Origin of the sequence: Streptomyces sp. NBC_01260, assembly GCF_036226405.1 — a bacterium.
GTDB lineage: Bacteria > Actinomycetota > Actinomycetes > Streptomycetales > Streptomycetaceae > Streptomyces > Streptomyces laculatispora.
On sequence record NZ_CP108464.1, the window covers coordinates 4,724,571 to 4,739,766 of the forward strand.

Annotated in this window: 14 protein-coding genes; 12 read left to right on the top strand and 2 right to left on the bottom strand. The window is 70.9% G+C overall.

The annotated features are described in order from the left end of the window. Positions 1–16: 16 nt before the first annotated feature. From OG322_RS21200 to OG322_RS21225, 6 genes are all read left to right on the top strand, one after another. The gene (locus OG322_RS21200) at positions 17–472 is read left to right on the top strand and encodes an Lrp/AsnC family transcriptional regulator (protein ID WP_123459952.1); all 456 of its coding nucleotides are present in this window, start codon (positions 17–19) and stop codon (positions 470–472) included. Between the two features lie 89 nt (positions 473–561). Further along, positions 562–1,725, top strand: a complete 1,164-nt coding sequence (gene mqnE, locus OG322_RS21205; protein ID WP_123459951.1) for an aminofutalosine synthase MqnE — start codon at positions 562–564, stop codon at positions 1,723–1,725. A gap of 122 nt (positions 1,726–1,847) precedes the next feature. Further along, positions 1,848–2,372 (top strand): GNAT family N-acetyltransferase, encoded by a 525-nt coding sequence (locus OG322_RS21210; protein ID WP_329306799.1) that lies wholly within the window; start codon positions 1,848–1,850, stop codon positions 2,370–2,372. A 165-nt stretch (positions 2,373–2,537) separates the two neighbouring features. Then, positions 2,538–2,792 (top strand): DUF4229 domain-containing protein, encoded by a 255-nt coding sequence (locus OG322_RS21215; protein WP_123462052.1) that lies wholly within the window; start codon positions 2,538–2,540, stop codon positions 2,790–2,792. A 398-nt stretch (positions 2,793–3,190) separates the two neighbouring features. Then, entirely contained in the window at positions 3,191–4,537 is a 1,347-nt protein-coding gene (locus OG322_RS21220; RefSeq protein ID WP_123459950.1) for a dicarboxylate/amino acid:cation symporter, read from the top strand. 217 nt (positions 4,538–4,754) lie between these two features. Then, entirely contained in the window at positions 4,755–5,393 is a 639-nt protein-coding gene (locus OG322_RS21225) for a TetR/AcrR family transcriptional regulator (RefSeq protein ID WP_123462049.1), read from the top strand. A gap of 140 nt (positions 5,394–5,533) precedes the next feature. Here OG322_RS21225 and OG322_RS21230 read toward each other — a convergent pair whose 3' ends face one another. Next, positions 5,534–6,406: a MaoC family dehydratase gene (locus OG322_RS21230; RefSeq protein WP_185095304.1), complete on the bottom strand. Its 873-nt coding sequence runs from the start codon at positions 6,404–6,406 to the stop codon at positions 5,534–5,536. A gap of 4 nt (positions 6,407–6,410) precedes the next feature. Next, on the bottom strand, positions 6,411–7,730 hold the full coding sequence (locus OG322_RS21235) for a 3-oxoacyl-ACP reductase (RefSeq protein WP_329306800.1): 1,320 nt from the start codon (positions 7,728–7,730) through the stop codon (positions 6,411–6,413). A 76-nt stretch (positions 7,731–7,806) separates the two neighbouring features. Here OG322_RS21235 and OG322_RS21240 point away from each other — a divergent pair, with 76 nt between their 5' ends. From OG322_RS21240 to OG322_RS21265, 6 genes are all read left to right on the top strand, one after another. Beyond that, entirely contained in the window at positions 7,807–9,084 is a 1,278-nt protein-coding gene (locus tag OG322_RS21240; protein WP_123459947.1) for an acetyl-CoA C-acetyltransferase, read from the top strand. A gap of 62 nt (positions 9,085–9,146) precedes the next feature. Further along, positions 9,147–11,051 carry an AMP-dependent synthetase/ligase gene (locus OG322_RS21245; protein ID WP_266411703.1) on the top strand — a complete coding sequence of 635 codons (1,905 nt, stop codon included), beginning with the start codon at positions 9,147–9,149 and terminating at the stop codon, positions 11,049–11,051. A 324-nt stretch (positions 11,052–11,375) separates the two neighbouring features. Further along, positions 11,376–11,906, top strand: coding sequence for a hypothetical protein (locus tag OG322_RS21250; RefSeq protein ID WP_124284264.1), 531 nt, complete (start codon positions 11,376–11,378; stop codon positions 11,904–11,906). Positions 11,907–12,149: 243 nt separating this feature from the next. Next, positions 12,150–13,094: an LLM class F420-dependent oxidoreductase gene (locus tag OG322_RS21255; RefSeq protein ID WP_124284263.1), complete on the top strand. Its 945-nt coding sequence runs from the start codon at positions 12,150–12,152 to the stop codon at positions 13,092–13,094. A gap of 10 nt (positions 13,095–13,104) precedes the next feature. Continuing rightward, the gene (locus OG322_RS21260; RefSeq protein WP_123459943.1) at positions 13,105–13,890 is read left to right on the top strand and encodes an SDR family NAD(P)-dependent oxidoreductase; all 786 of its coding nucleotides are present in this window, start codon (positions 13,105–13,107) and stop codon (positions 13,888–13,890) included. Positions 13,891–14,010: 120 nt separating this feature from the next. Beyond that, positions 14,011–15,132 carry an LLM class flavin-dependent oxidoreductase gene (locus tag OG322_RS21265; RefSeq protein WP_123459942.1) on the top strand — a complete coding sequence of 374 codons (1,122 nt, stop codon included), beginning with the start codon at positions 14,011–14,013 and terminating at the stop codon, positions 15,130–15,132. The last annotated feature ends 64 nt before the right edge of the window (positions 15,133–15,196 follow it).

A 15,196-nucleotide genomic window follows, 5' to 3' on the forward strand; every position in this document is an offset into this window, starting at 1 on the left:
GGAAGGTTCCAGTCACATGGACGCGGTGGACAGGCAGCTCATCCAGGCCCTCAGGGAGAACGGCAGGGCCTCGTACGCCGAGCTGGGGCGGCTCGTGGGGCTCTCCGGGCCCAGCGTCACCGACCGCATCAACCGGCTGGAGACCGCCGGAGTCATCACCGGCTACCGCGCCACCGTCGACGCGGCCTCCCTCGGACTCGGGGTGACGGCCCTGATCGGCATCTCGCTCTCCGACGCCGCGGACCACGAGGACGTCGCGCACCGGCTGAAGGACCTCGCCGAGATCGAGGACGCCTGGTTCATCGCGGGCGACGACTCCTACATGCTCAAGGTGCGGGTCGGTGACGTGGACGGCCTGGAGAAGACCATCCGCCGGCTCAGCGGCACCAGGGGCGTCTCGCGGACCCGTACCACGATCGTGCTGTCCACCAAGTGGGAGAACCGGGTCGGCGACCTGCCCGAGGAGGACTGACGGGGAGAGCCGAGGGGGTCACCGGGCCGCGCCGGACGGGGGAGTACGGTGAGCGAAGTCTGTTACGCAGAGAAATGGGAGGCGCCCTAGTGGACGCGGGACTCAAGCGCGAGCTGGAGCAGAAGGTCCGGGCCGGCGAGCGGCTGACCCGCGAGGACGGGATCGCGCTCTACGAGTCCGACGACCTGGCGTGGCTGGGCGGTCTGGCCCATGAGGTGCGTACGCGCAAGAACGGCGACGTCGTCCACTTCAACGTCAACCGTCACCTCAACATGACGAACGTGTGCACCGCGTCGTGCGCGTACTGCTCTTTCCAGCGCAAGCCGGGCGAGAAGGACGCGTACACGATGCGCATCGAGGAGGCCGTCCGCCTCGCGAAGGCGATGGAGGGCGAGAGCCTCACCGAGCTGCACATCGTCAACGGGCTGCACCCCACCCTGCCGTGGCGCTACTACCCGCGTTCGCTGAGCGCGCTGAAGGAAGCGCTGCCCGAGGTCTCCCTCAAGGCGTTCACCGCCACCGAGATCCACCACTTCGAGACCATCTCCGGGCTCTCCGCCTCCGAGATCCTCGACGAGCTGATCGAGGCCGGTCTGGAGTCGCTGACCGGTGGTGGCGCGGAGATCTTCGACTGGGAGGTCCGTCAGCACATCGTCGACCACGCCACCCACTGGGAGGACTGGTCGCGGATCCACCGGCTCGCGCACGAGAAGGGTCTCAAGACCCCCGCGACGATGCTGTACGGGCACATCGAGGAGCCCCGTCACCGCGTCGACCACGTGCTGCGGCTGCGTGAGCTCCAGGACGAGACCGGCGGCTTCCAGGTCTTCATCCCGCTGCGCTACCAGCACGACTTCGTGGACATGAAGGACGGCAAGATCCGCAACAAGCTCCAGGCGCGGACGACGATGGCGACCGGCGCGGAGGCGCTCAAGACCTTCGCGGTCTCCCGGCTGCTCTTCGACAACGTCCCGCACGTCAAGGTCTTCTGGGTGATGCACGGTGTGCAGACCGCCCAGCTCGCGCTCCAGCACGGCGCGGACGACATGGACGGCTCGGTCGTCGAGTACAAGATCACGCACGACGCGGACAACTACGGCACGCCGAACAAGCTCGGCCGTGACGATCTGCTGGACCTGATCCGCGACGCGGGCTTCCGGCCCGTCGAGCGCAACACCCGGTACGAGATCATCCGCGAGTACCCCGGCCCGGACGCGGAGCGGCGCGAGTCGCCGCAGCCCATGCGGGTCTGAACCGGCGCGCGCCCTCGGTGCGCGCAGCGCTGTACGAAAGCTCCGGCCGCCGTCCCGGCCGGAGCTTTCTCGCGTTCCGGACGGGGTTTGAGGGCAGGGCTCGTAATGGTTAATCTGCCTTTATGGCACTTACTTTTGAGCTGGACCCCACCTTCGACAAGTCCCTGCGGGACGGTATCGCCGCGCTCTGGACCGATGTGTCCAACGCAGGCGGCGCGGTGGGTTTCGTACCGCCCGTCACGGTCGAGGACGTCCGGCCCGATCTGGTCAAGCACCTCACCGCCATGGCCGAGGAGCGCGCCCGGCTCCTCGTCGGCTACGACGAGGAGGGCGCCGTCGCGGCCACGGCCTTCCTCACCCGCAACACGCACCGGCTGATGGCCCACTGGGTCTGGCTCTACACGGTGATGGTCCACCCCCGCCACCAGGGCCGCGGATACGGGCGCGCCCTGCTGGCCGCGGCCGCCGACGCCGCGCGCACCATCGGGGGCGTCGAGGCCATCCGGCTCACCTGCCGGGGCGGTACGGGGGCCGACCGGTTCTACGCCTCCTGCGGCTACAAGGAGGTCGGGCGGGTGCCGGGGGCGATCCGGGTGGCCGAGGGGGACGACCGCGACGACATCAGCATGCTGCTGCCGCTCGGCTGAGAACGGCCGGCCGGGCCCTTCGGCGAGGAGCCCGGGGGTGCTTCACGGAGCCCTCCGAACCGGGCGATCGCGGGGCATGCTTCACTGGACGGGCAGGACTGTCACTGAGAGAGAAGGCGAGCTGTGTCCGCTGCCAAGCCGAGCGCAATGATCCGGTACACCGCGATGCGTCTCAGTATCTTCGTCGGCTGCTTCGCGCTCGCCGCCGTGGCCGTCAACTTCGGGCTGCTCCCCTCCGGGGCGGGAGGCTCGAACGTCATCTGGGTCATCCTGCTCGCCCTCGTGCTCTCCGCGCCGCTCAGCTACGTGCTGCTGCGCAAGCAGCGCGACGAGATGTCCGAGCAGATCGTCTCCAGGGTCGACCGGACCAAGGCGCGCCTTGAGGCGAACCGGACCCGCGAGGACAGCGTCACCCAGTGAGTGCCGGGTAAGGGAAATGTAAGCTCCCTCACACCCACCCCCTTTCTCTTCGAAACCCCAGCGCCGGAGCGACCGCTCCTGTACTGGGGTTTTCGCGTTCCTCCGCCCTTCGTGGGGTGGTCGCCCGCGGTCGCATCCCAAAGAAGACCTTTGAGGTTCTCAAAGTTTAAGTGTTAACGTGTTCGACATGAAGACAGCTGTGCGCCTCCGACCTGCCCCGAGCATCCCGCTCGTGGCGCGCCTGCATGTCGATCTCTGCCGCTGTATGTCCGCGGTCTGTTGCCGCAACGTCTGAACGGCATCATGCAGCGGCGCCGCCCCTGACGCGGGCGCCGCACCCCCCGTCCCCCCGCACATCGTCCCCGTGCGTCCCGATGCGTCACATCTGGAGTGTGTCCGTGTCCGCGAACCCCGCGTCCGCCACCACCGATGAGCCCTCCGGCTCCGGTTTCCGCATACCCAGGATCCCGTTCTGGGCGCAGATCGTCGCCGGTCTCGTCCTCGGCGTCCTGCTCGGCTGGCTCGCCCGCAGCCAGGACATCGACTGGCTCTACACCACGCTCGACAAGGTCGGCCACATCTTCATCCAGCTGCTGAAGCTGGCTGTCGCGCCCCTCGTCTTCTTCGCGATCCTGGTGTCGATCACCAACCTGCGCAAGGTCAACAACGCCGCCCGGCTGGCCGGCCGCACCGTCCTCTGGTTCATGATCACCTCGCTGATCGCGGTCGCGATCGGCCTCGCGATCGGCCTGATCACCAACCCGGGCTCGGGCACCGGCCTCACCCCGAAGGACGGCAAGCTGCCGGAGCACGCCGGCTCCTGGCTCGACTTCCTGACCGGCATCATCCCGGACAACGTCATCACGCCGTTCACCGAGCTGAACGTCCTTCAGATCGTCTTCATGGCCGCCGTCGCGGGCATCGCCGCGCTTCAGCTCGGCGAGAAGGCCAAGCCGATCCTCACCCTCAGCGAGTCGGTCCTGGAGCTCCTCCAGAAGGCGCTGTGGTGGGTCATCCGGCTCGCCCCCATCGGCACCATCGGCCTCATCGGCTACGCGATCGCCGACTACGGCTGGGACCTGATCGGCAAGTACGCGACGTTCACCGCCGACGTCTACATCGGCTGCGCCCTGGTGATGTTCGGCGTCTACCCGCTGCTGCTCGCCACCGTCGCCAAGGTCAGCCCGCTCCAGTTCTTCAAGGGCGCCTGGCCCGCGATCCAGCTGGCCTTCGTCTCGCGCTCCTCGGTCGGCACCATGCCGGTCACCCAGCAGGTCACCGAGCGCCTCGGCGTCCCGAAGGAGTACGCCTCCTTCGCGGTCCCGTTCGGTGCGACGACCAAGATGGACGGCTGCGCCGCGATCTACCCGGCGCTGGCCGCGATCTTCATCGCGCAGATCTTCGACGTCCAGCTGGGTGTCGGTGACTACATCCTGATCGCGTTCGTCTCGGTGATCGGCTCGGCGGCCACCGCCGGTCTCACCGGCGCCACGGTCATGCTGACCCTGACGCTGTCGACGCTGGGCCTCCCGCTGGAGGGCGTCGGCCTGCTGATGGCCATCGACCCGATCCTGGACATGATGCGGACGGCGACCAACGTCGCAGGCCAGGCGCTGGTCCCGGTGCTCGTCTCGGCCCGCGAGAAGATCCTCGACCACGACGCGTACAACTCGGCCTCGGCCTCCCCGGTCGACGACGCCGAGGTGCGGGACAGCGAGCCGGCGAAGGTGCCCGTCCCCGCCTGACCCCGCTGAACCCTTCTGACGCCTGCGACTGTGCCCCGTACCCTCACACCTGGGTACGGGGCACAGTCGTCGTTGCTCCTGCGTAGTTCACCGGCCACCGGGGGCGTCGCGGGACGCGGCCCGCACCACGGGGCCGAGCCCTGCGCCGTACTCTTACCGGGGAGTAGTGCAGCGGGGGCGGGAGGGAGCCGACGTGGGTGCTGTGAAGGGCAAACGGATGCCGCGCGCCGTGCGCGAGCAGCAGATGATGGACGCCGCGGTGCGGACCTTCGGGCAGCGCGGCTACCGGGCCGCCTCGATGGACGAGATCGCCGAGTTGGCCGGGGTGTCCAAGCCGCTGGTGTATTTGTACCTGAATTCCAAGGACGAGCTGTTCACCGCGTGCATCCGGCGCGAGGCGCAGGCGCTGCTCGCGGCGGTGCAGGCGGGGGCGGAGCCGGGACTGCCCGCCGATCGCCAGCTGTGGTCCGGGCTGCAAGCGTTCTTCACGCACACCGCGGAGAACCCGGACGGCTGGGCGGTGCTGTACCGGCAGGCGCGTACGCACGGGGAGCCGTTCGCCACCGAGGTGGGCGTGATGCGCGACGAGATCGTTGCGTTCGTGACGGGTCTGATCGGAGCCGCGGCGCGCGAGGCGCACCACGATCCGGCGCTTCCCGACCGCGATGTGGCCGGTCTCGCGCAGGCGTTGGTGGGTGCCGCGGAGTCGCTCGCCGGCTGGGCGAACGAGACTCCGGGCGTCTCGGCCAAGGAGGCCGCGGCCACCTTGATGAACTTCTCCTGGGCCGGTCTGGAGAACCTCATGCACGGCCGTTCCTGGCAGCCGCGGGGGCAGGCCGCGGGGCGCGCCCGGTGAACTGACCCGGTGTTCTGGTCCGGTCGAGCGGACCGCGGGCGGACGCGCCTCCACGTCCGTACGCACCTCTGGCCTGACCCTGCCATGCCCCCGGCGGGCGCCCCATTCGTTCGCTGAACCCCGCGGTCACGGGACGGCCCTCAGCCGCCGGTCCGGGGCGCCGCCGTTCCGGTGAGGTGGATGCGCTCGTTGTCGCCGCTGCCGTCGCGGAGCTGGAATCCGGTGCCGTCGGAGGCGTAGGTGACGGTGCCGGGCAGCAGGACGGGCGCCTTGAAGTCGGCCCGCACGGTATGGATCAGGTGCGGCCGCGGGGCCTCGGCGAGGCAGCGGGCCACGGTCCACATGCCGTGCGCGATGGCGCGCGGGAAGCCGAACAGCCGTGCCGTCAGCGGGTAGAGGTGGATGGGGTTGCGGTCGCCCGACGCGGCTCCGTAGCGTCGTCCCAGGTCGGCGGGGAGCCGCCACTCGGCGATGGCGGGCAGCGCCACTGCTGCGGCGGGCGGGGGCGCGGCGGTGGTTTCCGGCGTCGTCCCAGTGGCTTTTGCTGTCGTCCCGGTGCGCGTCGCGTGCCGGGACAGATAGCCGCTGCGGGACTCCCACACCAGCTCGCCCGACAGCCGCGCCTCGGTGACCACGGTGACCTCGGTGCCGCGTCGGTGCGGCGTCAACCCAGCTGCGTACACGGTCAGTTCGAGTTCGTCCGTGGGATGCAGCACCCGGTGTGCGGTGATCTCGATCCAGGTGTGGACGAGTCCGGTGACCGGCAGCGGGAAGCGCCGTCGGGTCATCAGGCGCATGGCGAGCGGGAAGGCCAGGACGTGGGGGTAGGTGACCGGCAGGGCGCCCGGATCGGCGAAGCCGCAGATCCTGCGGTACGCGGCCAGCGGCCTTGCGGCGACGGGTGCGGCCGGGCGGGTCGCCCGGTCGGCCGGCAGCGCGGCGTTTGGCCGGCCGGCCCGTTTGAAGGGGGAGGTGGCGGCTCCGCGCGCCAGCGACAGGATCAGGCTCGCCACCGGGTCACGCCCCCAGCAGGCTCTGGCCGCAGACCCGGACGATCTGGCCGTTGACGGCGCTCGACGCGGGCTGGGCGAACCAGGCGGTCGTCTCGGCGACATCGACCGGGAGGCCGCCCTGCGAGAGGGAGTTCATCCGGCGGCCCGCCTCGCGGATGAAGAGCGGGACGGCGGCGGTCATCTTCGTCTCGATGAAGCCGGGGGCGACCGCGTTGACCGTGACGCCGTGGTCGGCGGCGGCGCGCGGGGCGAGCGAGCGGACCAGGCCGATGATGCCGGCCTTGCTGGCCGCGTAGTTGGTCTGGCCGTTGTTGCCGGCGATGCCCGCGATGGAGGCGGTGGCGACGATCCGGCCGCCGCGGTTGACGGTGCCGGTCTTCAGCAGCGCGTCCGTGGTGCGCAGGACGCTGTCGAGGTTGACGTCGATGACGGAAGCCCAGCGGTCGGCGGCCATGTTGGCGAGCCGCCGGTCACGGGTGATGCCGGCGTTGTGGACGAGGATGTCGAGGCCGTCCGGGGCGGCGGCGGAGATCCGGGGGGCCGCGTCGTCCGCGGTGATGTCCAGCGCCAGGGCGGTGGCGCCGAGCCGGTCGGCGGTGCGCACCAGGTCCTCCCGGGCCTGCGGAACGTCCAGGCAGATGACGTGGGCGCCGTCCCGGGCCAGCACCGAGGCGACCGAGGCGCCGATGCCGCGGGCCGCGCCGGTGACCAGCGCGGTACGTCCGGCGAGCGGGGCGGCCCAGTCGGCGACCGGGCCGGGGGTGGCCGAGGACACCTCGATGACCTGGCCGCTGATGTAGGCGGACCGGGGCGACAGCAGGAAGCGCAGGGTGGATTCGGCGCCCTCGACCGCGCCGGGCGTGAGGCGCACCAGCTGCACGGTCGCGCCCTTGCCGATCTCCTTGCCGAGCGAGCGCACAAAGCCTTCGAGGGCCTGCTGGGCGGCGGCCTGGTGGTGGTCGTCCGGGGACGGGCGCACTCCGACGACGACGATGCGGCCGCCCGGTGCGAGCGAGCGGACGACGGGGTGCAGCGCGGCGTGCACGTCCCCGAGCCCGGCGGCGGTGTCGACGGCCGTGGCGTCCAGGACGACCGCGGCCGGCCGGTCGGCGCTCGCCCTCACCTCCAGGCCGGTCGCGGCGAGGATCGCGCCCAGCTCATCGGTGGCGGTGGAGTCCCCGGCGGTGAGGTGGAGGACCGGGCCGGTCAGCGACTGGGTCTCCAGCGACCAGCGGCGCAGTGGTGCGGGCTGCGGCAGGCCGATTCTCCGGGTCAGAAATCGGCCGGTTGCCGTGCCGGTGAAGTGCAGATAGCGGTCGGCCATTGTCCAGACTCCCTGCTCGGTCGTAGATTTACTCCAGAGTAAGGTTACTCAAGAGTCAGGAGCTGGTCGAGATGAGTTGGTCGAGTTGATCCCCCTCGCACTCCCGCAACCCCGCCGGGTCGCGGTCATCGGTGGCAGCCGTATCCCCTTCGCGCGCTCGGACGGGCCGTACGCTCAGGCCTCCAACCAGCAGATGCTCACCGCCGCGCTGGACGGTCTGGTCGAGCGGTTCGGGCTCCAGGGGCAGCAGCTCGGCGAGTTCGCCGCGGGCGCGGTCCTCAAGCACAGCCGGGACTTCAACCTGGCCCGGGAGACCGTGCTCGGCTCGCGGCTCGACCCGCGCACCCCCGCGTACGACGTCCAGCAGGCCTGCGGCACCGGCCTCCAGGCCGTCATCGCCGCCGCCAACAAGATCATGCTCGGTGCGATCGACTCCGCGGTCGCGGGCGGCGCGGACACCACGAGCGACGCGCCCCTCGGCGTCAACGACGAACTGCGCAGGCTGCTGCTGTCGGCCCGGCGGGCGAAGTCGGCGGGCGGCCGGGTCAAGGCGTTCGCGGGCGTACGTCCCCGGCATCTCGTCCCGGACATCCCGCGCAACGCCGAACCGCGCACCGGTCTCTCGATGGGCGACCACGCGGCGGTCACCGCACGCCAGTGGGACATCGGCCGCGCGGAGCAGGACCTGCTCGCCGCCACCAGCCACCGGCGCCTGGCCGCCGCGTACGACCGGGGGTTCCTGGACGACCTCGTCGTCCCGTACCTCGGCCTGGACCGCGACCAGAACCTGCGCCCGGGCTCCACGGTGGAGAAACTCGCCACGCTGAAGCCGGTGTTCGGCGCGGACCACCCGGACGCGACGATGACCGCGGGCAACTCCACCCCGCTCACCGACGGTGCCGCGACGGTGCTGCTGGCGAGCGAGGAGTGGGCCGAGCGGCACGGGCTGGAACCGCTGGCCTACCTCTCGCTGTACGAGACCGCGGCGGTCGACTACGTGGGCGGGGAGGACGGTCTGCTGATGGCGCCCGCGTACGCCGTGCCCCGGCTGCTGGAGCGCGCCGGGCTGACGGTCGAGGACTTCGACCTCTTCGAGGTCCACGAGGCCTTCGCCTCCCAGGTGCTCGCCACGCTGGCCGCCTGGGAGAAGGCGGGGCTCGCCCCGGTTGACCGGGAAAAGCTCAACGTGGCGGGTTCCTCACTCGCCACCGGGCACCCGTTCGCCGCGACGGGCGCGAGGATCGTCGCCACCCTCGCCAAGCTCCTCGCGGAGCGGGACACCCCGGGCCGCGGGCTGATCTCGATCTGCGCGGCGGGCGGCCAGGGCGTCACGGCGATCCTGGAACGCGCCTGACACGTCCAGGGCCTGTCCCGCCGGAACCGAACCCGCCCGACCCCGATTTCGAGGAGCCGCACGTGTCCACGCCACCCGCCACATCCACCGCGCCCGTCCTGGTCGAGCCGACCAAGGTCAGGGCGGCCGACGGAAGCGTCCAGCAGGTCTCCGTACCGGCGTTCGCCCCGCCCGTCCGCCGCGGCTCGCTCGCCGAGATCCCCTTCGACAACGCCCGCGAGGCCCCGGCCGACGCCGTCCTCAGCCGCAAGCAGCCGGACGGCAGCTGGCAGGACGTGACGGCGGCGGACTTCGCGGGCGAGGTGCTCGCCGTCGCCAAGGGCCTGATCGCGGAGGGGCTGCGGGGCGGCGACCGCATCGCGATCATGGCCCGTACGACGTACGAGTGGACGCTGCTCGACTTCGCGGCCTGGGCCGCCGGTCTGGTCACCGTCCCCATCTACCCGACCTCCTCCGCCTTCCAGGCCCGCTGGATACTCCAGGACTCGGGCGCCGTCGCCTGCGCCGTCGAGACGGCCGAACAGAGCCGCGTCATCAGCCAGGAGCGCAAGCAGCTCGGCGACCTCACCCACCTCTGGCAGTTCGACACGGGCGCGCTGGGCCGGCTGAAGAAGACCGGCAGGGACGTCCCCGACGACGCCGTCGCGGCCCGGCGCGCCACGCTGGAACCGGGGACCCCCGCCACCCTCATCTACACCTCGGGCACCACCGGCCGTCCCAAGGGCTGCGTGCTGACCCACGGCAACTTCTTCGCCGAGGTCGACAACGCCATCGAGCTGCTGCACCCGGTCTTCACATCGGTCAGCAAGTACCCCGCGTCCACCCTGCTGTTCCTGCCGCTGTCGCACGTCTTCGGGCGGATGGTCGCGATCGGCTGCCTGCGCGCCCGGGTCCGCCTCGGCCACGCCCCGTCCATCAAGACCGAGGACCTGCTCGCCGACCTGGCCGGGTTCAGACCGTCGTTCCTGCTGGCCATTCCGTACGTACTGGAGAAGGTCTACAACACCGGCCGGGCCACCGCCGAGAAGATGGGCCGCGCCTCGTCCTTCGACCGGGCCGCGCGGATCGCCCAGCGGTACGGCCAGGCCGTCGAGGCCGCCGAACACGGCACCGGCCCCGGCCCCGGCCTGGGGCTGCGGGCGGCCCGCGCGCTGTACGACCCGCTGGTCTACCGCCGCATCCGGGCCGCGCTCGGCGGCCAGGTCCGGTACGCGATCTGCGGCGGCTCCCCGCTGGGCAGCAGGCTCGCCGCCTTCTACGCGGGCGCCGGCATCGAGATCTTCGAGGGCTACGGCCTGACGGAGACCACCGCGGCCGCCACCGTGACCCCACCCCTCAGACCACGTCTGGGCACGGTCGGCTGGCCGATGCCCGGCACCGCCGTCCGCATCGCGCAGGACGGCGAGGTGCTGCTCAGCGGCGGCCAGGTGTTCCAGGGCTACTGGGACGCCGAACGCGGCGAGGCCGTTCCCGCGCTGGACGGCGGCTGGTTCGCCACCGGGGACCTGGGCGCGCTCGACGAGGACGGCTACCTCACGATCACCGGCCGCAAGAAGGACATCATCATCACCTCGGGCGGCAAGAACGTCACCCCGGCCCCGCTGGAGGACTGGCTGCGCGCCCACCCGCTGGTCAGCCAGTGCATGGTGGTCGGCGACAACCGCTCGTTCATCACCGCCCTGATCACCCTGGAGCCGGACGGGCTGTCCCACTGGCGCCGGATGATGAAGAAGGAGGACGTCCCGCTGCGCGAACTCGTCCACGACGAGGAGCTCCACATCGCGCTGCAACGCGCGGTCGACGAGGCCAACCGGCTCGTCTCGCGCGCCGAGTCGATCCGCAAGTTCACCGTCCTGACCGTGGACTTCACCGAGGAGGCCGGCCATCTGACGCCGTCGCTGAAGCTGAAGCGGGACGCGATCACGCGGGACTTCGAGGCGGAGATCGAGGAGCTGTACCGGAAGTAGGCGTCCACCACGTGGTGTTCGGCTGCCCGTCGGGCTCCGACTCGTCGGCCGGGACGCGTTGCCTGGCCCCTTCGGGGAGCCAATACGCCGTCCAGCACGCGAAATTGGTCACGACATACCCCGCGGCCGCCTGTATTCTGATCGGCTTCACCGATCTTCGTGTGCTCAGCAGGAGGCCGCCGCGTGTCCGACCCCGACGGTCAGCCCCGTCCCGTTCCGACGCCGCCGCCCGCTCCACCGGCCCGGCCCCCGGTACCGCCCCTGCCTCCGGGCCCCCCGGTACCGGTCCCTGGTCCGCCGGATCCGCGAGGCGGCGGGCACCGCGTGTCGATCATCGCGGCGACGATCACCGCAGCGGCGACAGTCGTCGCTGCGATCATCGCTCCGGCCGCGCTGTCCGGCGGGGGCTCCCGCTCGGACGCGCCGCCGTCGGCCGCCTCGACAGAGGATTCCGAGACGGCGTCCGCCTCGCCCGGAGCAGCCGGGCCGTCCGCGTCCCCGTCGGACCGGCCGGTCGACAAGCTGCCGAGCGGGGCGACGAACGCGTCCACGCCGGACGCGCGTCCGCGAGTCGTCGCCTCTCCCGACATGGCGGCCACCGGGGCCGTCGTGACGCTCACGATCAGCGGTTTCGCCCCCGGGGATCAGCTCCGCATCAGCTTCTCGGACACCAGCCCGAAGATGGAAGTCGACATGCGCGATGTCATCGCGGGTCCCGACGGGGGCTGCGTCGCGGAGGTGAAGGTGCCCGCGGACCAGGGCGATGGTTACGAGAAGCCCAGGTTCCGCGTGTGGAGCGTGAGCGACGTGGACACCGACAACTCGGCCGACACCCCGTTCACCTACCTCGACTGAGGCCCGGAGGAGTCCCGCCGCACGGCGGCCGGTCCGCGGGTGATGCCGTGACGGTGCAGACGTGCGATCCCACTGCCCTTCCTCTTGTCTGATGCACCGTCAGGTACGACGATGGCCCCGCCGGTTCGTATCTGACGTGGCATCAGTTCTGTCGTGACTCACCTCGGTGAATCCCGGTGGGCCTCGGCGGCCCCGACGTCGAACCGGCGGACTCGGCTGACCTAGAGGAAAGGAGGCCGACCGGTGCCGATACTGCCCGCCGGACCGCTGTCGTACGGGATGCAGCTCCCGATCCAGTCGCAGAGCGCCATCTACGCGGAGCCGTGGGAGGCCGGGGCCACCCCGGCCGACCTCGCCGAGATCGCCCGCACCGCCGACCGTGTCGGGTTCGCCTATCTGGCGAGCTGCGACCATGTCGCCATTCCGCGCCGGCTCGCGGAGGGGATGAGCACCGTCTGGTACGACCCGGTGGCCACGCTCTCGTTCCTCGCGGGGGTCACCGAGCGCGTGCTGCTGATGAGCCATGTCGCCGTCGTCGGGCTGCGGCATCCGCTGGCCACCGCCAAGCAGTACGCGACCCTCGACCACCTCAGCGGCGGCCGGCTGATCCTCGGGGTCGGGGCCGGACATGTGCGCGAGGAGTTCGACGCGCTCGGGGCGGACTTCGACGGGCGCGGTGCCGTGCTCGACGAGACCGTCGACGCGCTGAAGGCCGCGCTCGGGCCGGAGGAGTACCCGGAGTTCGCCGGGGAGCGGTTCTCCTTCAGCGGGCTCGGCCAGCTGCCCCGGCCCGCCCAGGAACGGGTGCCGGTCTGGGTGGGCGGCTCCTCGCCCGCCGCGGTGCGCAGGGCGGCCGTGCGGGGGGACGGCTGGCTTCCGCAGGGTGATCCGCGCGGGAAGCTGCCGGAGCAGATCGCCCGGCTGCACGCCCTGCGGGAGGCGGCCGGGGTGGAGGAGCCGATCGTCGTCGGGGCCATCACCGAGCCGCTGTACGTGGGCGAGCCGGACTGGTCCGTGGGGCGGCGCACCCTCAGCGGGAAGCCGGAGGCGCTCGCCGAGTCGCTGCGGGAGTACGCGGCGATGGGCGTGCACCAGATACAGGTGCGGTTCCGCAGCCGCAGCAGGGCCGAACTGACCGATCAGATGGCGGCGTTCGCCGCCGATGTCGCACCTCACCTCGACAGGTAGGAGTCAGGCCATGGGCAAGCTGGACGGGCGGACCGTGCTGATCAGCGGCGCGGCGCGCGGGCAGGGCGAGCAGGAGGCGCGGCTCTTCGCCGCCGAGGGTGCGCGGGTGGTGATCGCCGATGTGCTCGACGAGCAGGGCGAGGCGCTGGCGAAGGAGCTGGGGGAGGAGACCGCCCTGTTCGTGCACCTGGACGTGAGCCAGGAGGCGGACTGGCAGGCGGCGGTCGCCGCGGCGAAGGGCGCCTTCGGGCGGATCGACGGGCTGGTCAACAACGCGGGAATCCTGCGGTTCAACGAGCTGGTGACCACGCCGCTGGAGGAGTTCCAGCAGGTGGTGCAGGTCAATCAGGTGGGGGCGTTCCTGGGGATCAAGACCGTCGCGCCGGAGATCGAGGCCGCGGGGGGCGGCACCATCGTCAACACGGCCTCGTACACCGGGCTGACCGGCATGGCGTTCGTGGGCGCGTACGCCGCGACCAAGCACGCGGTGCTCGGTCTGACCAAGGTGGCGGCGGTGGAGCTGGCGGCGAAGGGCATCCGGGTCAACGCGGTCTGCCCCGGTGCCGTGGACACCGCGATGACCAATCCCGCGGCGCTGGACCCGTCCGCGGACCCGGAGGAGTCGAAGGCCGCGGTGGACCAGCTCTACCGCAAGCTCGTCCCGCTCGGGCGGATCGGCCGGCCCGAGGAGGTCGCCGCGCTCGCACTCTTCCTGACCTCGGACGACTCCTCGTACATCACCGGGCAGCCGTTCGTCATCGACGGCGGGTGGCTGGCCGGGGTCAGCCTCTTCTGACCGCACCACCCATCTGGCCTGACGAGGCGTCAGGTATTGACGGGTCGGGGTGTCGGTGGAACAGTCGGACGCATCGGAATCTGACGGAGTGTCAGAAACTATTGAGGACGGTGAACCCCCTTGGAATTCGGGCTCTTTGTACAGGGGTATGTGCCCGCCGCGCGGGCCAAGGCGGACCCCGGGGCAGAGCACAAGGCGCTGATCGAGGAGACCGAGTACGTCATCCAGGCGGACAAGTCCGGCTTCAAGTACGCCTGGGCCTCCGAGCACCACTTCCTGGAGGAGTACTCGCACATCTCGGCCAACGACGTGTACCTGGGCTACCTCGCCCACGCCACCGACCGCATCCACCTCGGGTCCGGGATCTTCAACCCGCTCGCACCGGTCAACCACCCGGTGAAGGTGGCCGAGAAGGTCGCCATGATGGACCACCTCTCGGAGGGGCGGTTCGAGTTCGGCTCCGGCCGCGGGGCGGGCAGCCACGAGATCCTCGGGTTCATGCCGGGCATCACCGACATGAACCACACCAAGGACCTCTGGGAGGAGACCATCGCGGAGTTCCCCAAGATGTGGCTCCAGGACGAGTACGTCGGCTTCCAGGGCAAGAGCTGGTCGCTGCCGCCGCGCAAGATCCTGCCCAAGCCGTACGGGAAGTCGCACCCGGCGATGTGGTACGCGGCCGGCTCGCCGTCCTCGTACGCCATGGCGGGCAAGAAGGGGCTCGGCGTGCTGGGCTTCAGCGTCCAGAAGGTCTCCGACATGGAGTGGGTCGTCGAGTCCTACAAGACGGCCGTCAAGGACGCCGAGCCGATCGGTGACTTCGTCAACGACAACGTGATGGTCACCTCGACGGCGATCTGCGCCGAGACCCACGCGAAGGCCGTCGAGATCGCGGTGGGCGGCGGGCTCAACTACCTCCAGTCGCTGCTGTTCCGCTACCACGACACGTTCCCCCGCCCCGAGGGCATCCCGGAGTGGCCGGAACTGCTGCCGGAGTACTCCGAGGAGATCATCGAACTCCTCATCGCCGAGGAGCTGATGATCTGCGGCGATCCGGACGAGGTGCTGGCGCAGTGCCGGCGGTGGGAGCGGGCGGGCGCGGACCAGCTGAGCTTCGGGCTGCCGATCGGGATCAGCCCCGAGGACACCATCAACTCGATCAAGCTGATCGGTGAGCACGTGATCCCGAAGATCGACACGGATCCGGTCCACCGGACCACGCGGTTCCGCGACGCGGCGTAGTCCTTCCCGGACCCGGGGCGGAGCCCCCGCTACGAACGAGCGGCGTCTTCCCGGACCGCCGCTC

Excerpts from the sequence above, each read along its gene's own strand:
- OG322_RS21215 (WP_123462052.1), top strand. The coding sequence starts at position 2,538 with ATGCGTCTCAGTATCTTCGTCGGCTGCTTCGCGCTCGCCGCCGTGGCC.
- OG322_RS21210 (WP_329306799.1), top strand. The coding sequence starts at position 1,848 with ATGGCACTTACTTTTGAGCTGGACCCCACCTTCGACAAGTCCCTGCGG.
- OG322_RS21225 (WP_123462049.1), top strand. The coding sequence starts at position 4,755 with ATGCCGCGCGCCGTGCGCGAGCAGCAGATGATGGACGCCGCGGTGCGG.
- OG322_RS21200 (WP_123459952.1), top strand. The coding sequence starts at position 17 with ATGGACGCGGTGGACAGGCAGCTCATCCAGGCCCTCAGGGAGAACGGC.
- OG322_RS21235 (WP_329306800.1), bottom strand. The coding sequence starts at position 7,730 with ATGGCCGACCGCTATCTGCACTTCACCGGCACGGCAACCGGCCGATTT.
- OG322_RS21260 (WP_123459943.1), top strand. The coding sequence starts at position 13,105 with ATGGGCAAGCTGGACGGGCGGACCGTGCTGATCAGCGGCGCGGCGCGC.